Below are 24,066 nucleotides of genomic sequence, written 5' to 3'. Positions count from 1 at the left end.
AACTTTTGGTAAGCATGTGAGCAGCACTTCTTTAATTTATACCGCGTAGCGGTTAAAGTATTGTAGCTGAAAGATGTCACCCGTTTAACCCATTCCCCGTAGGGGATGAACATATTCCATCTTAAACTCCTACGGGGTATGATCTTAACCACTAAGGAGCACAAAGGTTTTCACAAAGGGACACAAAGTATTATTATTGATTATCAATTACTTAGTGTTCCATTGTGAAGCACTTTGAGTACCTTCGTGTTTAAAAAATGTATTTTAACACACTCCCGATGAGGGAAGGGTATCAGTCGCCCTTCCCGAACCGCCCGATGGCCGAAAGGTTGATTTTGAAGCGCGGGAAGCTGCCTTGCTTCCGTATCTTTACTATTTTCCCGGTTGACGGTTAGCAGTTGGCAGTTGGCGGGAATAAATAAAAGTTAAAAATAATGTTCAACTATTTCTGTTTTTTGCTATTTTTGGCAACTATTAGAAATATAAAATATTCGGTTCACTCGTATGTTTCAGGAATTCAAAAATGCGCTTTTCGACCAGATTGTCATCAGCACCCACCAGGTAAACCTTCTGTTTCCTGGTTTCGATCCGCGTAATTTAACACGCTGGACAAAAAAGGGATACGTGGTGAGGTTGCGCAAGGGACTCTACACTTTTCCCGAATATCTGAAGCGGGAAGGGCTTCATCTCTATTTTGCGAACAGGATGTATCGCCCTTCGTATATAAGCCTGCATTATGCCCTGAGCTTTTATGGGATCATACCCGAGATGATCAGCGACATAACCTCCGTCACTACCCTGAAAACTACCTCCTTTCATAATCCTGCAGGATATTTTACCTATCAGACCATGCTACCCGCGTTTTTTACGGGGTATGAACCGAGAAAAATGAATGATGTATCCATTCTGTTCGCCACTCCCGAAAAAGCATTGATCGATCTTTTCTATCTGTACCCGGAATACAATGATCCGGATGAAATAGCGAACCTGAGACTCGACCGGCAAATGATGCTTGACAGCATTCATACGCCAAGCCTGCTGCACGATCTTGATGAAATGAAGAATCAGTCACTCACCCGGCGTATCCGCCTGATGCTGGAAATATACAACCTATGATCGATTTTGAAAACATAAAACAGTGGTTTCCTGAACCGTTGCAGCAAAAGAATTACGCCAGGTTCATCCTGCGTGAATACTTGCAGTATCTGATCCTTGACTTCCTGTCAAACTCAAAGTATGCCAGTCAACTTAATTTCATAGGCGGCACAAGCCTGCGGTTGTTTCATGGAATTGACAGGTTTTCAGAAGATATCGATTTTGACCACAAAGAGCTGGATGCTATTACTTTCATAGAGATGACCGATCGTATCGTCCGGTTTATTCAAAAATCAGGTTTTAATGTAATGGCAGATGATAAAGAAAAGGACAAAACGCTGAAAGCATACAGGAGAAATCTTGTTTTTCCGGGGCTTTTATTCGAAAACCAGCTTAGCCCCTTTCGGGATGAAAAGTTCCTGATCAAGATCGAAAGCCAGGATCAGGGAGTGAATTATACCCCGGAGGTCAGACTGATAAAGGGCTGTGGCCACATTTTCAATTTTCAGACACCCACACCCGAAGTTATATGTGCCATGAAAATTTCAACGCTCTTGAGCAGAAAGAAAGGCCGCGATTTTTACGACAGCATGTTTCTTTTATCGAGAACATCCCCGGATTATTCTTTCCTGGAACAATCTTCCGGCATCCGGAATGATATTCAACTTAAACAACAATTGCTCGATCTGATCGGCACGATTAATCTTAAACATAAGGCACGTGATTTCGAGCACCTTTTGATCAGCAGGGAACAGTCAAACAAAATCCTGCTGTTCCCCGATTTCATCCGTTCACGTTTCCCCGGATAACGGTTTACCATGCTTTAGCTGCTCTCCGGTTGACAGTTGGCAGTTGGCGGGAAGCAGGAAGCAGGAGGCGGGAAGCAGTAGCCAGTAGCCGGTAGCCAGTCGGCAGCGGAGCGAAGCGACGTCCCGACGAAAGTCGGGATCAGCGGGAGGCGGTAAGCGGGAGGCGGGAGGCAGGAGCTTAATGAAACTTTTGGTAAGCATGTGAGCAGCACTTCTTTAATTTATACCGCGTAGCGGTTATCGTGTTGTAGCTGAAGGACGTCATCCTTTCACCCATTCCCCGCAGGGGATAAACTGGTTTAGGGGTTAAGGTTAGGAAGCCGGTTTGGTTTAGGGGTTAGGGTTAAGAGGCCGGTTTGGTTTAGAGGCCAGGGTTTAGTGTATAGTCAAGCACCTTAAACTTTACCCTTAAACCAAACTGGCCTCCTTACCTTAACCCCTAAACCTATTTTTCCCGTTTCTCAAACATCCCCAGCAATTCATCCCGTTTCCGCGCAGCCACGGGTCCTTAAATGATGTGACCCCACCCGCCGTCGCCCTTCCCGAACCGCCCGATGGCCGAAAGGCTGATTTTGAAGCGCGGGAGGCTGCTTTGCTAGCGTATCTTTGCCACCTTGCCGGTTGACCGCCGATTGCCGATTGCTGTTTGCCGATCCCTCGGTGCGGAGTTTATCCTGACGCAGTCAGGGCCCTCAGGACAGGCGGCCGACTGCTAAATTACAACCCCTTCATATGAAGTAGGCAACCTTTTGACGAACGCCGGGGTTCAGGGCATGAACGCCGGGATTGGAGGATTTAATGCAAGCGGAGGAGTCGCACCCACTTTCCTTATCAACCTCCTGTTGTCAATGGACCGAACCTGTTGGCCATAACATCCTAATCTTCATTAAAAACCAAGATTACTAATCTACGTCTAATAATAATTATTAAATTTGCTAATTATTAATTAGTAAAAATGGAAAAAGCAGATATAAAGAGAGTTATCATAGCCCAAAAGGAAACTACAGGAAATGTCAGCTTTGTGGAAAGAGATAGACGTATTCAGGAAAGAACCCTGGGTAGTGATCGTTTTATCAGAATAATTGCAGGGGTACGAAGGTGTGGAAAATCAACACTGATGGAGCAGATCAAGGGAGCATCCGGTGAAAAAAACTACGCCATCAATTTTGACGATAACCGTCTGACAGGATTCAGCAGCGATGATTTTGAAAAACTTTACGAATCCTTTCACGAGCTGTATGATCCGGAAAAGACCTGGTATTTCGATGAAATACAGAACATCGAGGGCTGGGAAAAATTCATCAGAAGGCTTCACAATCAGAGGCACAAGGTATTTATTACGGGTTCCAATGCCAGGATGCTCAGCGCCGACCTGGGCACCCATCTGACGGGACGGTATATTCAGTCGGAGCTTTTCCCATTCTCATTTACCGAGTTTTTACGCTTCAGGAAGATCACCATTAAAAATGACACCCTGCTTTCTCCTGCCAAAACAACCATATTAAAGAAAGCTTACTGGGAATACGTAGTAACGGGAGGATTTCCCGAATATCTTTTTAGCCGGAATCCTGATTACCTGAACACATTGTATGAAAACATCATTTACAAGGATGTCGTTGCCAGGTACAACATTAAAAATATCCGAACCCTGATCGAAATGACCCATTTCCTGATCAGCAATATATCAAAGGAAACCAGTTATAATGCACTTAAGAATATATTCGGACTTTCCAATGCTATAACCGTCAAAGAATATATCGGTTATCTGGAAGACTGTTATCTGCTGTTTTCAGTCAGTAAATTTGATTATTCCCTGAAGAAACAGCTGGTCAATCCCAAAAAGATCTATTGTGTCGATCACGGCCTGGCAAACAGCATATCGTTCCGTTTCAGTGAAAACGCCGGGCGGCAGCTGGAAAACATAATTTTTTTACATCTCCGGAGAAAAACGGCGGGCATCTATTACCATAAAAATAAATATGAATGTGATTTTCTTGTTGTAAATAAGCTAAAAGTGATCCAGGCCATTCAGGTTTGCCATACCATTGCGGATCCGGAAACCAGGGATCGGGAACTGAAAGGCTTGCTGGAAGCGATGGATAATTATAAACTTGACAAAGGATTTATCATCACCGACGATGAAGAAGAAACCATTGAGAAAAATGGTTTCATGATTTATATAGTACCGGCCTGGAAATTCCTTCTTGATGAGGATGATCTGAGGGAGTAAGTATCATGTAAACTGTGTAGTTACTATCCATTGAAGAATGTTTCATGGTCGCGGAACTATGAAAACCTTTCTCACTCGAGCACTAAAATGGAATAAATCCGATATCTTTTTTTTCGTGAAAAAACGGGGATACATTTCAACGTTTCGTTCAGCTGCCATGGCTGTTATGTTTATGGTTCTTGCGCATCCGGTCTTTGGTCATAAAAAAATTGATTATCAATCACTTAGTGTTCCTTCGTGAAGCACTTTGGGTACCTTCGTGTTTGAAAGTAGAAAAACAAACTTGGCCCGTGTTCCGGGTAGTCAGCAATTAGCAGTTGGCAGTTGGCAGTTAGCAATTGGCAGTTGGCAAGAGGCAGTTGACAGTTAGCAAGAGGCAGGAGGCGGGAAGCTTTATGAAACTTTTGGTAACCATATGAGCAGCGTTGACGCTTTATTTTTTACCGCGTAGCGGTTATAGTATTGTAGCTGAAGGACATCACCCTTTCAATCTATTCCCCGTAGGGGATAAACTGGTTTAGAGGTTAAGGTTAGGAAGCTGCTAACCACTTAACCTTCCATATACCTCTCGTATTCCCGCAAATCCCACTGAAGATCCATCTCCTCAAACATCCGCCTTGCCATGAGTAAATATTCACTTTCGTTTATCCCAAGGATACTGCTCTTCACAGATTTCGCTTCACGAAGGCATTTCCCTGCTTCAAAATAGGTTCGTGAAAGTTCAAGATGGCAATTGTATTTTTGTCCGGCCTGGATGGAAAGGATGAAATTTTTATAAGCCTGTCTTTGTTTACCGAGCATCCAGCAGGTGATGGCTTTTAAACGGTATGCTTCAGTGGCAGAACTCCGCATCTTTTTCGACAAATTGATCATTAATCCAATTGTTTTAAACAAGGTTTTTGCACTCTTACCAGGCTTCTCCTTACGTTCAATTGCCATTTTTAACTCCTGAAACTCCACTTGCGCTTTAGCTTGCACATAAGCAAAATGATAAATGGTGATGATTTTACGGTCTTTAAGAAGTTTGGCAGCTTCTGCAAACGCCTGCTTGGCAGCTTCCATTTCATTCTTTGCAGAATGGGAAAGCGATTTGGCGCCTAAAATCACCAATAGCAAAACAAAATGACCTGTTTTACTGGTATATCGTATCCCCTCCTCAGCAAGTTCAAGCGCCTGATCCGACTTCCTGAAGCGGTAATGTGCCGGGACCGACAACCGATAAATTTCAGCATGTGCATGGCTGTTATCGAAAGACTCAGCAATATTTTCCAAATGATGAACATGCTCCATCAGCTTTTCATAGTTACCCAATTCTACACAATTGAGCCCTGAGTATACAGAATAAATTGTTGTAGGCCAGAAATCACCAGTCCTCATTCCTGACTGGTAAATACGCTCATAATCCTGGTCTTCAAAAATATTACCTGTAAAAAAATCATGCATTTTCCTTATATAGCGGTAGTCAATCAACGAACTGGAATGATCTTCAGCATTGGCTTTTTCGGAATAATTCAGGATTTTTTTGCTGAGGGAAAATGACAATCCGGTCCACATAAATAAAGTGGCACATTCGGTAAACACTGAAAGACCAACAACCGACTTTGATAAATTATAATTAATCACTTTGTTGAGAAAAGTTAATGCCTGAAGGAAGTAACGTCTTGGATTCATTGTAGTGTTTCTGATAAAAAATGATATAATTCGCCGACCCGCTTATCATCGGCTCATTATCAAGGTAAATCATCAGTTCGATCGGGTAAAAATTCATATAATTCTCCGAGCCAAAGACAAACCAGTCGGAACCCTCCTGATCATCTCCCAGAGAGGCCAGTCCCATTCTGAACTCCAGCTGCCCCGGGATGAATCCGTGATCAGCCAGCGCCTGCGAAAAGGCGGAAAAATCATTACCAATGCCTGTTACATGTGAACCATAATCGCAGTCAGGGTCAACATAATCACGGCTGGCAACATAATACACATAGCCACTATGGCCACTGCCCTGAGGTTCGGGACCGGAGCCATCGGCATTCCAGCCAGCAGCCCCATCACCCTCTGTGATCAATCCCTGATAGGAGATCTGTGAGTGCAGCGACAATGTAAGCAGAAGGGACATCAATAAAATTGTCCCGCGAACGACGTGTAAATTTTTTGTTTTCATGATTAGTGGTTTTAAAGGGTTAATGGTTGTAGATTGTCAATTTTCAATTGTTAATTGCCGATTGCTGATTGCTGATTGCCGATTGCCGATTTTTGATAAATTTACAATCCCATGAATCGGGGTATGAAACCTTTTGACGAACGCCGGGGGAAATTGTATGAACGCCTGGAAATTCCGGTTGAGCGTACCAGCTTCAGAAGCCTATTCGTTGCGGGTGAGAGGTGGTTGGCGGTTGAGAGTTGATGGTTGGCGGTTGACGGTTGGCAATCCTTTCCCTTATATTTTTAACCCAGAATTTAGATTTTTATTAATAATTAGTATCTTTGCCTCATGATAACCCGCTCAGCCGAAAAAGACATACTGGAACTGGCAAATTATTTTCCGTGTATTGCCATTGTTGGCCCACGTCAGGTAGGTAAAACAACGCTCATTAAGATGATCAGGGAAAAGCTGGATAAGCCTTCGATATACCTTGATCTGGAGACTATCTCCGATTATTCAAAACTGGCTGATCCGGAAACTTATCTTCGGGAACAACAAGATAAGACCGTAATCATCGATGAGGTCCAGCGGTTACCCGGTCTATTTCCTTTGTTAAGAGCCCTTATCGATCTGAAAAAAGAGCCGGCAAGATTCATCCTGTTGGGCTCTGCCGGACCCGACCTGGTCAGAGACAGTTCGGAGTCACTCGCAGGAAGAATCGCCTACCTTGAACTGGCACCATTCATCCTGGAAGAAATTATTAAAGAACATACGATGAGGGATTTGTGGCTGTATGGGGGCTTTCCGGATGCCTTCCTTCATCATGCGCCCTGGCAGATATGGATGAATAATTTTGTCAAAACCTACCTGGAAAGAGACCTGCCGAACCTGGGATTCCCTGCGGATCCCATCAAGGCTGAGAGGCTGTGGATCATGCTCGCGCATTTTCATGGAAATATTATCAATTACAGTGATCTTTCCAAAAGCCTTGAGCTGAGTTCTGTAACTGTCAAGAAATACATTGATTTTCTGGAAAAGGCCTTCTTAGTCAGGCAACTTAGACCTTACACGATGAATCTTAAGAAACGCCTGGTAAAATCCCCGAAAATTTACATCAGGGATTCGGGTGTGTTCCATTATCTGCTGGGTATAGAAAGCTTTGAAGACCTGATTTCAAATCCGAAAATGGGATCTTCGTGGGAAGGTTTTGTAGTTGACCAGATTTCTGCCAAGTTAAAGGTTGGAAGACGATTATTTTTCTACCGTACTCACGATGGTTCAGAAATAGACCTTGTCATTGAAAAAGGGGGAAAACCTCTTGCAGCCATTGAAATTAAATATGGGTCGGACATCAGGCCAAATAAAGGCAACCTGCTTGCCATCCAGAACCTGGGCTCCACATTTAATTTCATCATCACGGCCGAGGGTGATGAATACAACTTAAGCAGCGGCTTCAGGGTATGCTCTTTACAGATCTTCCTTCAGGATCACTTACCTGGTTTGTAACACGCAGGACCCTCCCTAATAAATTCATCCCATCATCCTTTGCCATATCCCGGAATTCGGTACCTTTGCAAAAGAATTGTGAATCCAATAACAGAAGATCTTAAATTATTGTTTTTATGGAACTTACAGAAACATTGACCTCGGCCTACCTGATGGGGCTCGAAGAAAGATACGGAGCGCACAACTATCATCCGCTGCCCGTGGTGCTATCACGTGGAGAAGGCGTTTACCTCTGGGATGTGGAGGGAAAGCGCTATTATGATTTTTTGTCCGCCTATTCCGCTGTCAACCAGGGACACTGCCACCCACGGATCATCAGCGCGCTGATCGACCAGGCGAAAACGCTTACGCTGACATCGCGGGCATTTTACAATGATTCCCTGGGCCCCTACGAAAAATACATCACCGAATTCTTCGGCTACGACAAGATGCTGCCCATGAACACAGGGGCTGAAGGCGTTGAAACTGCGCTGAAGCTCTGCCGCAAATGGGCCTACAACGTCAAGGGCATTGCCGAATCAAAAGCAAAAGTTATTGTCTGTGAAGGAAATTTCCACGGCCGCACCATCACGGTGATCTCCGCCTCCACCGACCCGGATGCACGGGAAGGCTTTGGTCCTTATACGCCGGGGTTCATCGTGATCCCTTACAACAACATCCCGGCGCTGGAAAAGGCGCTGGAAGATCCCGATGTGGCCGGTTTCCTGGTCGAGCCCATCCAGGGCGAAGCAGGTGTATTTGTGCCGGATGAGGGATATCTTTCCAAAGCATACCAGCTCTGCCAGTCGAAGAATGTGCTGTTCATCGCCGATGAGGTGCAGACCGGCCTGGCCCGCACCGGGCGCATGCTGGCTTCGGATCACGAGGATATCCGTCCGGATATGATCATCCTGGGCAAGGCGCTGTCCGGCGGCGCCTACCCGATCTCCGCCGTCCTGGCCGACGATGAGATCATGCTCACCATCAAGCCCGGGCAGCACGGCAGCACCTTTGGAGGCAACCCACTGGCCGCAAAGATCGCCGTCACCTCCCTGCAGGTGCTCAAAGACGAAAATCTGGCAGAAAATGCCGAAACAATGGGGCAGCTGTTCCGGGCAGAAATGAAAAAGATCCCATCCGACATGATCGAGCTGGTAAGGGGAAAAGGACTGTTGAATGCCATCGTCATCAAGCCGAAAAACGGCAAGGAAGCGTGGGATGTGTGTTTGAAGATGGCGGAGAACGGTGTGCTGGCCAAGCCCACACACAAGCATATCATTCGCTTTGCTCCGCCGCTGGTGATAACGGAGGAGCAGATCCTTGATGCGGTGAAACGGATCAGGGAGGCGATACTTTTTTTTGATTTAAGAAACAAAGGAACAGAGGATTTTTGATTTCAGAAGTAATTTTCAAATCAGAATTCCTTTGTTCCTTTGTTTATCAAATCAGCGTAAAACGTCTCTTTCCATCTTCTCCTTCAGAGTCTTAATACTCTTTACGAAAATGGCTATTAACTCATCATTCTCCTTGATGGCTTTTTCAATCAAGGTCTCTGATCCCTTACTGCATGTTCGTTGAATAATCCGAAGACAATTATAAGTCTCTCGCAATTCTTTCAGAACAATTTTAAGTTTATGGATAAAGTCCCTTTTTGACTCACCGCTAATAGCTTCACCGTAATTCAAGGATGGTGAGACTCCAGAACGCATTAATTGATCGGACAGATAACTTCCCTCTTTTGAAGAGCGAATGGATCGGGATATCTCGATGGACAGGACAGAAAAATTTACAAGCCTGTCTTCAAGGTCATATTTTTTCATTTTTATTTGTTAATCCCGAAAAGAAGAAAATGTTACCCTGGTAATGAAGGCTTTTTTCATTTAAGAAACAAAGGAATGGGACTTAAAGAACAGAGGAACAGAGGATTTAAGAATTCTGACTTACTGTATTATTCAAAAATCCTTTGTTCCTATGTTTCTTAAATCAATAGCTGCTAGAACTGCACAACCAATCGTACATTAAGCTGCCTCGGCGTCAGGCGGTTTGGAACAGGATACTGGTAATTGTCAATGGTCCTCACCCAGAGATAGGAAACGGTGTTCTTATGCTGGAGGAGATTGAACACCTCGAGGCTGATCCAGGCATTCTCAATATGGCGCAGCGGATTCTTTTCGGAGAAGTTCGTTCCCCGACCAATCAGCTGCTTGGAGAATCCGACATCCACACGGAGATAGGGAGAGGACTCGAAAACATGCTTGTATTTTGGCTGATCCGGCGGTCCGAACGGCAGATTGGTCCCGTACAAAAAGGTCATCTGCATCCGGTAGGTGGGATTTTTGGGAAGGTAATCCTGGAAGAACAATCCAAAATTGACACGCTGGTCGGTAGGACGGCGGATAAAACCGGGATGAACGATATTGCTGTCGGCATCATAATAAAAATCATCCTCAATATCCTCCATGGTCTTCATAAAAGAGAGACTGGCCCAGGATTCCATTCCTTTCACAAACTCCCCGTTCACCTTCATGTCGATACCCGCAGCGTAGCCGTGGGAATTATTCGTCGCAAGGTACCGTATCCTGACATTATCAATGATATAGGGGACCAGATCGTCCATTTTCTTGTAATAGACCTCGGTGACGAACTTGAAAGGACGTGACCAGGCCCTGAAATTCCAGTCGCTGCCCAGGACGAGGTGAATCGATTTCTGCGCCTTGAGGCTGGTGTTCAGTTCTCCTTCAAAATCACGCATTTCGCGGTAAAAGGGAGGCTGGACATAATAGCCGGCAGAGAAGCGCAGCAGGATATCCTGCTTCAATTTTGGTTTATAGGAGAGGGTGGCGCGCGGACTGACCAGAAATTCCCCGTTCATGTCCCAATAATTCAAGCGTACGCCGTACGTCAGGGCAAGTTTGGAGGATTCGGTCACCAGGATCGTCCAGCTATCCTGTCCAAAGGCCGTGATCCTGTTGGATGCAATGCTATGGCTTGCCTTTACAGATGAATAAAGCTCAAAGGGAGGAGAAGGCTGGGCGGCAGGGTCGTGGTACCCGATCGAGTCGCGCGGATGAGGGAGTGAATAGCCTGCCGAATCAAGCAGTTCCCATTCGCTGAGCGCATCTTGAATCCATTCGTGCTGGTATTTCACGCCCCACTGGATGTAGTGCCGCGACTTATCCCACACGGCGCGGTGCTCAACGTTGAAGACCGTGGCATCCAGGTCGTTGCGTGCATGATCCAGGTAGGATCCCACGCCCAGGGTTTCGGTGGGCTCTCCGAAATCCTCATTCGAATAATCGGTTTCCAGCCGGGCGATCCAGTATTGTCCCAGGATATCGAAATTTTCGGTTTCGATGGTATGAAAGGCAGACGTGATGAACTTAAGGGTAAGATCCTTTTGCAGGTGGTAATCCAGGGTGAGTCCCCCCAGATAGTTCACGAATTTGTCACGCTCATTCCCTTCAAGGTAGACGGTGAACTTATAGGCATCGTTGATCGCTCCGAAGGCGGTTTCGCGCGACACGGGCTCGACCTGGTAAATGTTGTAGGCCACATATCCCAGAAACGACAAGCTGAGCCTGTCGGTCAGGTTGTATTTCATAAGCCCCTGGACATCGGTATAGATGGGCTGGTAGTTTCCCTCCGTTTCAAGACCCTTCAGGATATACTGGTTGTTCTTGTACCGGGCGCCCAGCAGATAAGTAAAGCGTTGATCCGGAGTTGCTCCTTCAAGATGCGCTGTGGCGCCCAGAAGGCTGAGGGAGAATGAACCCGCGAACCGTGTGGGCTGCCGGTATTTGATATCGAGGACCGACGACATCTTATCGCCGTACTCCGCATCAAAACCTCCGGCGGAAAACGAAATGGCCGAAACCAGGTCAGGATTGAGGAAGCTCAGTCCCTCCTGCTGGCTTGAGCGGATCAGGAACGGGCGGTATATTTCGATATCATTAACGTAGACCAGGTTTTCGTCATAGTTTCCCCCTCGTACGGAATACTGGGAGCTCAGTTCGTTCGTTCCGGCCACGCCAGGCAGGGTTTTGATCAGGCTTTCGATGGAGCTGCCTGATACGGAAGGGATCAAGGTCGCGTCTTTCGGGTCGATGCGTGTCAGAGTGGTGGTTCTCAGTTTCTGATCTTCGATCACCACATCCGGCAGTTCAGTGGAGGAGGGGATCAGGATGATATTCATCTCTTTCCTCTCCCCTGGTTCCAGGTAAAGATCAAACCGCTGGGTGACATAGCCCACGAAACTGAAAACGACCCTGATCTCCGTCCGCGCCGGAACACGGATCTCATATTTTCCGGATTTGTCCGTCGCGTTGCCACTGGGGTACCCTTGTACGGAAATATTCACCAGCTCCAGTGGTTCATAACGGCTGGCCGTCACCCTGCCGTGGATGACAGCCGTTTCCTGTCCCAGTAGTAACACCGGCAGCAGAGAAAACAAAAAAATGACGATAAACTTTCTTCCAGGCATTCAAGTAACCTCAAAAGATTTCCTCCTCACATCTCTCTCCTCTCTCCTCTCTCCTTTCTCCTTTCTCCTCTCTCCTCTCTCCTCTCTCATTTCTTCCTCTTAAATTTCCCTTCCTTCCACGCCTTAAAGAATTGAGCCCAGGCAAAGGGGTCAAGGATGGTGATGGGTTGTGTCTGACCGATGTAATAATGCTTATAGGTTTCCCAATACATATAGTTCTTGTAGTTCATGCTTCCGTCCATGGGTGACTGCATGGCACGTTCCTTCATTTCGGACCTGGCGAGGTTGATCCGTGCGCGTTCCAGGTCGTCCTGCGGTATGTCCATCTTAACGAAAGCTTCACGGAATTGCTCTTTTGTCGGCCAGGGGTAGATCACGGTCTCATCCAGCATGATCGTGTCCGAAATCATTGTTTTGATCAGTGTATAGCGGCTTCTGGTGATGGTATCCGGGATGGTGTAGGAGGATCTTTTGTATCCCACGGAAGTGAACAACACCGTATCGCCGGCGCGGGCCACAAAAGAAAAATAGCCATAATAGTCTGCCACAGAGCCCCTGCGGGATTGCTTGACCATGATGTGCGTGAAGGGAATCGGCCGGAGGCTGTCGGCTGTGACCACGACACCCGAGAACTGGACCAATCGCTCTTTGTGTTCCTGGGTCTGCTTGCCTTCTGTCTGTGCCAGAACGATACCGGTAAGGTGAAGAAATACAAAACAAAATGCAATATGACAGCACTTCCTCATGAGCAGCAAAGTTACCTCGATTTAGCGGATTAATTAAAACGACCCTGTGATAAATTTATTTTCAACAAAAAATCAAACCTTTCAACGTTCCGCACTTCCTGACATGGGAAAGTAAATCACTAGTACGGACCCCAGGGCATCCTGATGGATATCGGGATTGAACTTAAATTCCTGTGCAAGTAACTGGGAGTTAAGCCATATACCCCTCCCCTGCTGGCAGGGATGGGGTGCAGGGGTGGGGTACATTAACAAAAATGCCGTTTCCCGAAGGTAACGGCATTCCAAAATATCTCTTGCTTTTTGATTGTGATCTTATTTCTCCAGGTATCCCTTTTCCCGCGCTTCCTGAATGCAGGCATACAAACCTTTTTTATTGATGTTCCTCAGTCCGGCTGCGGAAACTTTCAGGGTGATCCATTTCCCTTCTTCTTCGATAAAGAATTTCTTGGTCTGAAGATTGGGGTAGAAACGTCTTTTGGTCTTGATATGCGAGTGGGAAACGCTGTTTCCTACGATCATGCCCTTACCCGTGATCTGACAAATTCGTGACATTTTTCCTTAAAATTTACGATCGTTCTTAAAAGTGGGGTGCAAAGTACGGTAAAAAAAATCAAATAAACAAATGAGGGGAATTTTTTAGTCATTTATAGTCATTCATGGTTATTCATGGTTATTCATGGTTATTCATGGTTTTTTTTCGTCTGAATGACTATTAATTACGCGAGGTCCAAAGGGCCGAGCAAATGACTACGAATCCCCGATCTCCATCCTCAACATATTCAGTGCTGCCAGGGAAGTCCTGCGAATGAACCGGAGGCGGTCATCCTTGAAGAAGAACTTCCGTGCGACCGTACCTTTGGCGGAGGCGATGGCAATCCAGACCGTCCCGACCGGTTTTTCCGGTGTGCCGCCATCAGGGCCGGCGATGCCGGAAGTGGCAATTGCGTAGTCAACGTTGAACCTGCTCCTGATGCCACCGGCCATTTCGGCGGCAACCTGCTCACTAACGGCACCATACTGCATCAATGATCCGGTTAAAACTCCCAGGTCCTGTTCCTTGACGTAATTGGCATACGAGACGACCGATCCCATGAAATAGGTCGAGCTTCCGGGGACAGAGGTGATCAGGTGGGCGATATAGCCACCCGTGCAGCTCTCGGCGGTTGCCAGGGTCTGATGAGCTTCTGCAAGCCGTTGGCCGATCACTCCTTCCAGGGAGTCATCATCATAGCCAAAGATCAGATCCGGGATGAGCAGTTTCAGGCGGTTTACCTGATCTTCGATCCCGTTTTTCAGCTCATCAGCATCTTTCCCGCGCGCGGAAAGCCTCAGCCTGACCAGTCCGGGCTGTGGCAGGTAGGCGAGCCGGATCGCTGCCGGGAGCGCCGATTCCCAGGATGCGATCATTTCACTGATCTGTGACTCACCCGCTCCTGTGGTAAGAACGGTCCTGTGAATGATGGCATCGCCCCTGAAGCGTTCCTTCAGACGGGGAAGGAGATGATTCGTCATCATTTCCTTCATCTCAAAGGGTACGCCGGGCAATGCGACGTAGATCCGGTGCTCTTTCTCAAACCAGATCCCCGGCGCTGTTCCGAGGAAATTCGGAACGGGATGGCATCCTTCGGGAACAGATGCCTGCGAACGGTGCGAATCGCTCATGGGGATCCGTCGGTTCTGCAACAATGTTTCTACCTGACCGAAGATGGATTCGTCGAACCGCATCCCGACACCGAAATACTCGCAGAGGGCCGTTTTCGTAATGTCATCCTTTGTCGGGCCCAGTCCGCCGGTCATCAGGATCAGACTGGCACGTCGGGATGCCGCCTGCATCGATTCCAGGATCTCAGCCCGGTCATCCCCGACAGCTGTCATACGGACGACCTCGATCCCGATGGCATTCAACTCCGCAGCAATCCAGGCGGCATTCGTGTTGACGACCTGCCCGATGAGAAGTTCATCCCCAATGGCTATGATTTCAGCTTTTTTCATGAATGGATCTTTGGCAGGGGCAAAATTAACTGAATTCCGCCACGGATGTGCAAGGCCATTTTAATTACTTTTGCCGGCATGAACCCGACCACCTATAAATTCACTGACCTGATCATCAATCCCAACGGGAGCATCTATCATCTGCACCTGAAGCCCGGCCAGGTGGCGCCAACCGTCATCCTGGTGGGCGATCCGGCCCGGGTCGGGGTGATATCCCGGCATTTCGACCGGATGGAGTCCCGCATCCGGAACAGGGAACTCCTATCCCATACCGGATACCTCGGCAACAAAAGGGTAACCGTTCTCTCCACAGGGATGGGAACCGACAACATTGATATCGTCGTACACGAACTTGACGCTCTTGTCAATATCGATTTCAGGACCAGGACCCGAAAAAAAGAGCATACCAGGTTATCCGTCATCCGAATCGGCACTTCAGGGGCCATACAGCCCGAGGTGCCGCTGAATGCCTTTGTTCTTTCGGAATATGCCATCGGTATCGACGGACTGCTGAACTACTACGATCACCACCACAGGCTGGAGGAAGAGCTTGCCGACACGTTCAGGGAGCACATCGGCTGGCCGAAGCAGCTGCCACTGCCCTATGCTGCAAAAGGTTCCGATTTTCTGACATCCAGCCTGGGCGACGGGCTGCTGAGGGGCATAACGCTCACTGCACAGGGATTTTACGGCCCGCAGGGCCGGTCGGTCCGCATTCCGCTGGCGTTCCCGGATCTGAATGAAAGAATAGCTTCCTTCGCATACAAAGGGAAAAAAATCATCAATTACGAAATGGAAACCGCAGCGCTGTACGGCTTATGTACGCTGCTCGGACACGAAGCCCTGACGATTTGCGTGGCCATAGCAAACAGGGCCACCAATCAGTTTGATCCGGAATACCAGCGTATGGTCAGGAATCTTGTGGAGCTGTTTGTCGAGCGGCTGCGGAATTTACAGGAATTACCTTAGGTAGGCCTGAAGGAACCGGCGTGTGTTCTCCTCCACTCTTTTGACCACATCGGTTGCTTCCTCCTTCAGGAATTGTTCACCTGTGATCGTTTCATAAAGTTCGATGTATCTTTCAGATACCTGATGAACGAAGGCGTCATCCATATCCGGTACCTTTTGTCCTTCCTTTCCCTGAAAGCCGTTGAGCATCAGCCATTCACGCACAAACTCCTTGGATAGCTGTTTTTGAGGTTCGTTATTCTCAAGCCGTTCCTCGTAACCATTCTTGTAGAAATACCGTGATGAATCGGGTGTGTGGATCTCATCGATCAGGTAGATCTGCCCGTCGAGTTTACCAAACTCGTATTTGGTATCAACGAGGATCAGTCCCATATTACCGGCCAGGCGTGTTCCCCGCTCAAACAAAGCATAAGTATAGTCTTCGAGTTGCCGGTAATCTTCCTCTCCGACCAGTTGGGAGGCGATGATCTCTTCCCTGGATACATCCTCGTCGTGGCCGGCCACGGCTTTGGTGGTCGGTGTGATGATCGGTGAAAAGAACCGCTGGCTTTCCTTCATTCCATCCGGCAGGCGGACGCCGCAAAGCATCCGTTTTCCCTGACTGTACTCCCGCCAGGCGTGGCCCGACAGGTATCCCCTGATGACCATTTCAACTTTGAACGGTTCGCAGAGGCGGCCGAAGGTAACCATTGGATCGGGGGTGGCGATCTTCCAGTTGGGGATGATATCTTCCGTGGCATCCAGGAACCTGGAGGCAATCATATTGAGCACCTGTCCCTTGCAGGGTATTCCGCGGGGCAGCACCACATCGAAGGCTGAGATCCGGTCGGTGGTGATCATCAGCAGGTACTGACCCTCGATCGTATAGACATCCCTGACCTTTCCTTTATAGACATTTTTCTGTCCGGGGAATGAAAAATTAGTTTCAACAATGGCGTCTCTCATAGGGTTGACACATTAATTCTTTAACACGTGTTCATCCGGCCGGTATTCTTACCGTTTTTCGTGATAGGCTTTCAGCACTCTGGCCACCAGCTTATGGCGAATGATATCCGATTCATCGAGGATGACAAAACCGATGCCCGGAATATCCCGAAGAATTTCAGAGGCGTGCACCAGACCCGATGTTTGATTTCCAGGCAGGTCGATCTGGGTGATGTCGCCGGTAACGATGAATTTGGCAGCTTTCCCCATCCGTGTGAGGAACATTTTCATCTGAGGGATCGTTGAATTCTGTGCTTCGTCGAGGATGGCGAAAACGTTATCCAGGGTTCTTCCCCTCATAAAGGCGATGGGTGCGATCTCGATGGTACCGTCTTCCATATACGAAAGCAGTTTCTGGGTGGGGATCATGTCGCGCAACGCGTCGTAGAGGGGCTGCAGATAGGGATCCAGTTTGTCTTTCAGGTCACCCGGCAGGAATCCAAGGTTCTCCCCTGCTTCCACAGCCGGGCGGGTAAGGATGATCCGCTTGACTTCCCTGTTCTTCAGGGCCCTGACGGCCAGGGCCACGGCTGTGTAGGTCTTGCCCGTCCCTGCGGGTCCGATGGCAAAGACCAGATCGTTCTTTTCGGTACTTTCAACCAGTTTCTGCTGATTGGCCGTACGCGCCTTGATCAAATTACCCTGCCGGCCGTGCAGCAGGATATCACTGGCCATCTCACCGACCTGATCGTATCCGGGATCCTCTGCCTGGCCGATGATCTGCTCCACATCACGCTCTGTCAGCTTCCCGAATTTATCATAATGCAACAGCATGGCCGAAAATTTCCGGTCAAACTGTTCAATTTCGTTTTCCTCACCGATCACCTTGATGAACTCCCCCCGGATCACAAACTTCAAAAGGGGAAATCCATTCCGGATAAGCTGTACATTACGGTCATTCACGCCATATATGTCCAGCGCGCTGTACGATTCAATGCTGAAAATCTTTTCGGTCATTCATACGGAGTTAACACCTATCAAAGTTATTAAAAAGCAGCAACGTTCCAATCAAATTCGTAATTTTGAGGTCGACAAAAATAAAGCAAATTGTCGGAACGATAGCACGTCTTTTCTGAAAACTGCCTATGGCTGTCATAACACTCACAAGTGACTGGGGAACGAAGGATCCGTATCTCGCCAGTGTAAAAGGTGCCCTGCTTTCACAGTTGCCGGATGTCACCATTGTTGACGTCTCCCACCAGATCGCGCCCTTTGACCTGAACCAGGCATCGTTTGTGCTTCGCAACAGCTATAAGAATTTTCCCGCGGGCACGGTTCATATCATCGGGATCAGCACAGAGGCTTCCATCGACACGCCGCACACCCTGGCTGTTTATGACGGCCATTATTTCATCGGGGCCGACACCGGGATCTTCTCACTCATTTTTGACCACGAACCGGAAAAGATCATCGAGCTGGACATCATCCAGGATTCGGATTACTTTACCTTTTCCGAACGCGACGTCTTCGTGAAGGTTGCCGTGCACATCGTCCAGGGAAATCCGGTTGAACAGCTCGGGGTGAAACGACCCTTGCTCACACGGCTCATATCCTTTCAGCCTGTGGCGGATGGAAAGATCATCAAGGGAAAGATCATCTATGTGGACGTCTATGAAAATCTCATCACCAACATCAGCAGTCACCTGTTCCGCACGGTAGGAAAAGGCAGCCGGTTTACGATCACCTTCCGCAATCCGCAATACAAGATCCGGTCGATTAGCACCTCCTACAGTGACGTACCGGAAGGTGAAATGCTGGCCATTTTCGGAACAACGGGATTGCTCGAGATTGCCATGAACCGTGGCAATGCAGGCAGTTTGCTGGGAATGAACGTTGATGATCCCGTGCGGGTGGAATTTGGAGAATGACAAATGATTAAGTTACTCGGATGTTAGCCCTGCTCAAGAAGGAGATCAACAGCTTTTTAAATTCGGTCATTGGCTATGTGGTCATCATTGTATTTTTGCTGATCAACAGTCTGTTTCTCTGGGTCTTCCCGGGTGATTTCAACATCCCCGATTTTGGCTATGCATCACTCGACAGTTTGTTCGTCATTGCGCCTTTCGTGTTCCTTTTCCTCATACCTGCCATTACGATGCGATCGTTTGCCGAAGAAAAGCGCAGCGGCACCATCGAAATGATCCTGACCAAACCGCTGACGGATTTTCAGATCCTGTTTGCCAAGTACCTTGCCGGGTTGCTGCTGGTCATCTTTTCCCTGATCCCGACCCTGCTCTATGTCATTTCGGTTTACAGGCTGGGTCAGCCTGTCGGCAACCTTGACATGGGCGGCACCTGGGGTTCGTACCTGGGCCTGTTGTTCCTCGGAGCCTGTTTTGTGGCCATTGGGATCTTTTCATCATCACTAACTGACAATCAAATAATTGCCTTCGTCATAGGTGTCCTCTTGTGTGGACTCGCCTACCTTGGTTTTGAGTTGATCTATTCCCTTGACCTGTTTGGGAGGTTTGGCCTTTTCATTCAGTCGCTGGGCATTCAATCGCATTATGCTTCGATCAGCCGTGGCGTAATCGACACACGGGATGTGGTCTATTTTCTGAGTTGCATTTTCCTGTTCCTCACGTTGACACTGCTGGTGGTCGAGAGCCGGAAGTGGGAGGCGGGGGGCGGGTCTTCAGGTCTTCGGGTCTTCAGGTCTTCAGGTCTTCGGGTCTTCAGGTCTTCGGGTCTTCGGGTCTTCGGGTCTTCAGGTCTTCGGGTCTTCAGGTCTTCAGCTCTTCGGGTCTTCAGGTCTTCAGGGAAGAAGAATCTCAGGGCAAGCAGCCTCCTGTCGTTTGGATTGGTGCTGGGCATCATCGTGGTGGTTAACCTGATCAGTTCGCATGCCTTTACCAGGATCGATCTGACCTCTGAGAAACGTTATTCCCTATCCGAACCAACCAAAGAGCTCCTGAGGGACCTGGAGGATATTGTTTATTTCAAGGTTTACCTCGAAGGCGATTTTCCGGCCGGCTTTAAACGGCTGAGCAATGCGGTGAAGGAGACGCTGGATGAATTCAGGGCCTATTCTTCCAGGATACAGTATGAGTTCATCAATCCGTCGGATGCGGCTACACAGGCGGAAGTGAATGCCCGGCACGAGGAGCTGGTCAGGAAAGGATTGAATCCAACCGACCTGCAGGTGAAGACAACCGGCGGATCATCCCAGCAGATCATTTTCCCCGGGGCGATCGTCTCCTTCAGGCAGAATGAGTTGCCGCTTGAATTTCTGCAAACTCAGATCGGTCAGACGCCGGAAGAGATCCTCAACCATTCAGTCCAGTCGCTTGAGTACAACATCTCCAGCATGATCCACAAGCTCACGGTCACCTCCAAGCCAAAGCTTGCTTTCATTGAAGGGCACGGAGAACTTCAAGCGATCGAGGTGTACGACATCACGCAGTCATTAGGGGAATATTATCAGGTGGAACGGATCAGGATCGATGAGAAGATCTTTGCCCTTACTCAGCGGGATACCACAGCAGACGGGAACATGATCATCCGGAACAAGTATGCGGCCATCATCATTGCACAGCCGGATTCAATGTTCAGTGAAAAGGATAAGTTCATCATCGACCAGTACATCATGCAGGGCGGAAAGGTTCTATGGCTGATCGATCCGGTTCAGGCGACGATGGATAGCCTGGAATCATCACCCACAACGCTGGGACTGGCACGGGACGTGAACCTTCAGGATATGCTTTTCAACTATGGCGTACGTGCGAATCCCGACCTGCTCCTGGATCTGAATGCCCTGCCCATCCGGATGGTAACAGGTTCGATCGGGGGTCAGCCACAGATCAGCTTTGTACCCTGGTACTACTTTCCGGTCGTTTTCCCGACCTCGGACCATCCCCTGGTCCGAAATCTGAATGCAATCATGACGGGTTTTGTGAGCAGCCTGGACACGATCAGTGCCGATGGCATAAGAAAAACGATCCTGCTGACCACCTCGGAATACACCCGGATTTTACAGAGTCCTGTCCTCATCGACCTGCGCCTCAGCCAGGAGGACCCGGATCCACTTTTATTCCGCTCGGCTTACCTGCCGATTGCCGTCCTTCTGGAGGGGGAGTTTGAGTCCGTGTTCAGGAACAGGATCCCGCCACAGATACAGGACAGCCCCTTGATCGGATTCCAGGAACGGAGTGTGCCCACCGGTATGATCGTGGTATCGGACGGCGACATCATCCGGAACCAGCTGCATGTATCGCAGGGGTATCCCTTGCCGCTTGGATTTGATCAATACACCCGGCAACATTTCGGCAACCGCGATTTCATCCTCAATGCAGTCAATTACCTCTGCGACGACTCGGGGTTGATCGCAGCGCGATCGAAAGAGATCAAACTGCGCCTGCTGGACAAAACCAAGCTGACAGCCGGCCGGACAGCCTACCAGCTGATCAACACGCTCTTACCGGTCGTTTTGATCCTCCTGTATGGCATCATCAGGGCCTATGTGCGGAAACGAAGGTATGCCGTCGTGAATAATCCACCTTCTCCATCTGAAACCTCATGAAAAAAAACCTCATTTACGGCATCCTGATCGTTATTCTGGCGATCGTCGCCATTTTGCTGATTGTTTCCAGCTCAAGAACGACCACCCGCCAGAAGGCAGCATCGTTTGCCATCAGCGACACGGCATCGGTCACCAGGATCTTTCTTTCGGATAAAGAAAACCGGAATGTTTTACTGGAACGCCAGCCGAACGGAGGGTGGAAACTTAACGGGAAGTACAAGGCACAAAAGGAGAGTGTGGATCTTTTGCTAAAGACCATGCTTAACCTGGCTGTTCTTGAGCCGGTTTCCGAGGCTGCACATAACACGGTGGTGCGTCTGTTGTCGGCGAATTCCGTGAAGGTTGAGATTTACCAATGGGTGCCACGCATAATGCTTTTCAAGAAGATTCGGCTTTTGATGCATGAAAAAAAAGTCAGGACCTATTACGTGGGGCACGTCACCCAGAGTAACATTGGCACGTATATGCTGATGGAGGGTTCAAAGACGCCCTTCATTGTTTACATGCCCGGCTTCAGGGGATTTGTTCAATCGCGCTACAGAACCATTGAAAATGATTGGAGGGATCATTCCATCTTTGCTGTTCCCCTAAAGGATATTGCCTCGGTCACGGTTGAATTTCCGGCGAAGCCTATAAATTCATTCAGGGTGGTCAGGGAAGGCGACCTTTCTCTCCGGCTCTACGGTGAGCACTCCCGGGAAGAGATCCGGTCATTTGATACGATACGGGCGCTTGATTTCCTGACCTCTTTCATGAATATCCGTTTCGAGGCCCTGGTCAATGATATGAATCCCCAGCGGAAAGATACGGTCTTCTCCGTCCCGCCCCTGCACATTCTGACTGTCACGTTAAACGATGGAAGCCAGCAGGTCGTAAAAACCTACCGGAAGCCCGGAATGCCCGGGGAGATTGACCTGGAAGGCAATCCGGTCATATTTGACCGCGACAGGCTTTATGCTGTGTTCAACGAGGGTAATGACACGGCGCTGATCCAGTTCTTTGTCTTTGACCGCATCACCCGTCCGCTACCGTATTATCTGAATAAGTAAAAAATGATCAGGGGCGATGGATATCGCCTGCCTGTGCTGAAACCAGCGTGGGTGGGGCATCGTATTCAATACCCCTCCCCCGTCCCCTCCCCTGCGAGCAGGGGAGGGGTGCAGGGGTAGGGTACTATCAGACGATTCCCTGGGCGAGCATGGCATCGGCCACTTTGACAAAGCCGCCGATGTTGGCACCTTTGAAATAGTTAATGTATGTATCGGATTCCCTGCCCCATTTTTCGCAGGTCTTATGGATATCGACCATGATCCGGTGGAGGCGCTGGTCAACTTCCTCGCGCGTCCAGGAAAGCCGCATGGAATTCTGTGACATTTCAAGGCCTGAAGTCGAAACACCCCCTGCATTGGCTGCTTTTCCGGGGCCATAAAGAATTCTGGACTCCAAAAACACTTCGATGGCTTCCGGAGCGGATGGCATGTTGGCTCCTTCACAAACCACAAAACAGCCGTTCCTGATCAGTGTTCGGGCGTCATCGCCGTTGATTTCGTTCTGTGTGGCGGAAGGAAGAGCCACATCGCATTTGATACCCCAGGGGCGCTGACCTTCAACGTATTCAGCACCAAACTTGTCGGCATATTCCTTGATCCTTCCCCGTTTCACATTCTTCAGCTGTTTGATGTACGCCAGCTTTTCCGCATCGATGCCATTCTTGTCATAGATGAAACCATTGGAGTCGGACATGGTCAAGACCTTTGCTCCAAGCTGTGTGGCTTTTTCGACCGCATACTGGGCCACGTTACCGGAACCCGAAACGATACAAAGTTTACCTTTCAAGGATTCGCCGCGGGTCTTCAGCATCTCCTCCGCAAAGTAGACCTGTCCGTAACCGGTTGCTTCCGGGCGTATCAGGCTGCCGCCCCATTCCAATCCCTTGCCGGTCAAAACACCGGTAAACTCATTCCGGAGCCTCTTATACTGCCCGAAAAGGAATCCGATCTCGCGGCCCCCCACACCAATATCACCGGCTGGTACGTCGGTGTCGGGCCCGATATGCCTGAAAAGCTCTGACATGAAACTCTGGCAGAAGCGCATCACCTCATTGTCGGATTTGCCCTTGGGATCAAAATCAGATCCTCCCTTGCCGCCACCCATCGGCAGGGTGGTCAGGCTGTTCTTGAATACCTGCTCAAAAGCCAGGAATTTCAAGATACCCAGGTTGACCGTCGGGTGAAACCGCAGGCCACCCTTGTACGGCCCGATGGCGCTGTTCATCTCGATACGGTACCCTTTGTTGATTTGGATCTCTCCCTTGTCATCAACCCATGGTACACGGAAAAGAATGACCCTTTCGGGTTCAACCATGCGCTCGAGGATCTTGGCCTCCCGGTATTTCGGATTCTCTTCAATGAACGGCATAAGTGATGATACCACTTCTTCCACCGCCTGGTGGAACTCCCGCTCACCCTGATTTCTGGCAATGACCTTTGCCATAAACTCTTTGACCATCTGGTCATGAACTGGATTTGACATAATTAAAGATATTTGAATTAGTGATTTCAGAAAAAAGAAGAGCAATATTAAATAAATTCCATCAACAGTTCTAAAAATCGCGTTA

General features: G+C 48.6%; 19 protein-coding genes. 9 read left to right on the top strand and 10 right to left on the bottom strand.

What is annotated here, in order from left to right:
* Positions 1-504 precede the first annotated feature (504 nt).
* The 3 genes from PKI34_11005 (at position 505) to PKI34_10995 (ending at position 4,134) form a co-directional block, all read left to right on the top strand.
* Positions 505-1,116 carry a type IV toxin-antitoxin system AbiEi family antitoxin domain-containing protein gene (locus PKI34_11005; GenBank protein HNS18339.1) on the top strand — a complete coding sequence of 204 codons (612 nt, stop codon included), beginning with the start codon at positions 505-507 and terminating at the stop codon, positions 1,114-1,116.
* Positions 1,113-1,904: a nucleotidyl transferase AbiEii/AbiGii toxin family protein gene (locus PKI34_11000; protein ID HNS18338.1), complete on the top strand. Its 792-nt coding sequence runs from the start codon at positions 1,113-1,115 to the stop codon at positions 1,902-1,904. Before PKI34_11005 ends, PKI34_11000 begins: the two co-directional genes overlap by 4 nt.
* Positions 1,905-2,859: 955 nt before the next feature.
* The gene (locus tag PKI34_10995; protein HNS18337.1) at positions 2,860-4,134 is read left to right on the top strand and encodes an ATP-binding protein; all 1,275 of its coding nucleotides are present in this window, start codon (positions 2,860-2,862) and stop codon (positions 4,132-4,134) included.
* A 549-nt stretch (positions 4,135-4,683) separates the two neighbouring features.
* On the opposite strand, the gene PKI34_10990 is transcribed toward PKI34_10995, so the two are convergent.
* Together PKI34_10990 and PKI34_10985 are read right to left on the bottom strand one after the other, a co-directional pair.
* Positions 4,684-5,805, bottom strand: a complete 1,122-nt coding sequence (locus tag PKI34_10990; protein ID HNS18336.1) for a hypothetical protein — start codon at positions 5,803-5,805, stop codon at positions 4,684-4,686.
* Positions 5,750-6,292 (bottom strand): hypothetical protein, encoded by a 543-nt coding sequence (locus PKI34_10985; GenBank protein HNS18335.1) that lies wholly within the window; start codon positions 6,290-6,292, stop codon positions 5,750-5,752. The genes PKI34_10990 and PKI34_10985 overlap by 56 nt, the downstream gene beginning before the upstream one ends.
* A gap of 330 nt (positions 6,293-6,622) precedes the next feature.
* Between PKI34_10985 and PKI34_10980 the strand changes: the two genes are divergently transcribed.
* Positions 6,623-7,780 carry an ATP-binding protein gene (locus tag PKI34_10980; protein ID HNS18334.1) on the top strand — a complete coding sequence of 386 codons (1,158 nt, stop codon included), beginning with the start codon at positions 6,623-6,625 and terminating at the stop codon, positions 7,778-7,780.
* Positions 7,781-7,896: 116 nt separating this feature from the next.
* The gene (gene rocD / locus PKI34_10975) at positions 7,897-9,153 is read left to right on the top strand and encodes an ornithine--oxo-acid transaminase (GenBank protein ID HNS18333.1); all 1,257 of its coding nucleotides are present in this window, start codon (positions 7,897-7,899) and stop codon (positions 9,151-9,153) included.
* A 51-nt stretch (positions 9,154-9,204) separates the two neighbouring features.
* Here rocD and PKI34_10970 read toward each other — a convergent pair whose 3' ends face one another.
* The 5 genes from PKI34_10970 to PKI34_10950 form a co-directional block, all read right to left on the bottom strand.
* A complete protein-coding gene (locus PKI34_10970) occupies positions 9,205-9,579 on the bottom strand; it encodes a four helix bundle protein (protein HNS18332.1) in 375 nt (124 codons plus the stop codon).
* Positions 9,580-9,752: 173 nt separating this feature from the next.
* A complete protein-coding gene (locus PKI34_10965) occupies positions 9,753-12,239 on the bottom strand; it encodes a TonB-dependent receptor (protein ID HNS18331.1) in 2,487 nt (828 codons plus the stop codon).
* Between the two features lie 86 nt (positions 12,240-12,325).
* Positions 12,326-12,985 carry a carboxypeptidase-like regulatory domain-containing protein gene (locus PKI34_10960; protein ID HNS18330.1) on the bottom strand — a complete coding sequence of 220 codons (660 nt, stop codon included), beginning with the start codon at positions 12,983-12,985 and terminating at the stop codon, positions 12,326-12,328.
* Between the two features lie 312 nt (positions 12,986-13,297).
* Positions 13,298-13,537, bottom strand: coding sequence for a 50S ribosomal protein L28 (rpmB, locus tag PKI34_10955; GenBank protein HNS18329.1), 240 nt, complete (start codon positions 13,535-13,537; stop codon positions 13,298-13,300).
* A 195-nt stretch (positions 13,538-13,732) separates the two neighbouring features.
* Positions 13,733-14,977, bottom strand: coding sequence for a competence/damage-inducible protein A (locus PKI34_10950; GenBank protein HNS18328.1), 1,245 nt, complete (start codon positions 14,975-14,977; stop codon positions 13,733-13,735).
* Positions 14,978-15,022: 45 nt separating this feature from the next.
* Here PKI34_10950 and PKI34_10945 point away from each other — a divergent pair, with 45 nt between their 5' ends.
* Complete coding sequence (locus tag PKI34_10945; GenBank protein ID HNS18327.1) at positions 15,023-15,946, top strand: nucleoside phosphorylase; 924 nt, start codon at positions 15,023-15,025, stop codon at positions 15,944-15,946.
* Here PKI34_10945 and PKI34_10940 read toward each other — a convergent pair.
* Both PKI34_10940 and PKI34_10935 read right to left on the bottom strand, forming a co-directional pair.
* Complete coding sequence (locus PKI34_10940) at positions 15,938-16,891, bottom strand: phosphoribosylaminoimidazolesuccinocarboxamide synthase (protein HNS18326.1); 954 nt, start codon at positions 16,889-16,891, stop codon at positions 15,938-15,940. The genes PKI34_10945 and PKI34_10940 overlap by 9 nt on opposite strands.
* Positions 16,892-16,939: 48 nt before the next feature.
* On the bottom strand, positions 16,940-17,887 hold the full coding sequence (locus tag PKI34_10935; protein ID HNS18325.1) for a PhoH family protein: 948 nt from the start codon (positions 17,885-17,887) through the stop codon (positions 16,940-16,942).
* Positions 17,888-18,015: 128 nt separating this feature from the next.
* Here PKI34_10935 and PKI34_10930 point away from each other — a divergent pair, with 128 nt between their 5' ends.
* From PKI34_10930 to PKI34_10920, 3 genes are read left to right on the top strand one after another with little or no spacing between them, the layout of a single operon-like run.
* Positions 18,016-18,798 (top strand): SAM-dependent chlorinase/fluorinase, encoded by a 783-nt coding sequence (locus PKI34_10930; GenBank protein HNS18324.1) that lies wholly within the window; start codon positions 18,016-18,018, stop codon positions 18,796-18,798.
* A gap of 20 nt (positions 18,799-18,818) precedes the next feature.
* Complete coding sequence (gene gldG / locus PKI34_10925; GenBank protein ID HNS18323.1) at positions 18,819-21,449, top strand: gliding motility-associated ABC transporter substrate-binding protein GldG; 2,631 nt, start codon at positions 18,819-18,821, stop codon at positions 21,447-21,449.
* The gene (locus tag PKI34_10920; protein HNS18322.1) at positions 21,446-22,498 is read left to right on the top strand and encodes a DUF4340 domain-containing protein; all 1,053 of its coding nucleotides are present in this window, start codon (positions 21,446-21,448) and stop codon (positions 22,496-22,498) included. Before gldG ends, PKI34_10920 begins: the two co-directional genes overlap by 4 nt.
* Before the next feature lie 127 nt (positions 22,499-22,625).
* Here PKI34_10920 and gdhA read toward each other — a convergent pair whose 3' ends face one another.
* Positions 22,626-23,981, bottom strand: coding sequence for an NADP-specific glutamate dehydrogenase (gene gdhA / locus PKI34_10915; protein ID HNS18321.1), 1,356 nt, complete (start codon positions 23,979-23,981; stop codon positions 22,626-22,628).
* Between the last annotated feature and the right edge of the window lie 85 nt (positions 23,982-24,066).

Source organism: Bacteroidales bacterium (assembly GCA_035342335.1).
Lineage (GTDB): Bacteria > Bacteroidota > Bacteroidia > Bacteroidales > JAGONC01 > JAGONC01.
The sequence above is the reverse complement of the archived record's forward strand: the minus strand, read 5'-3'. Positions and strand labels throughout refer to the sequence as shown.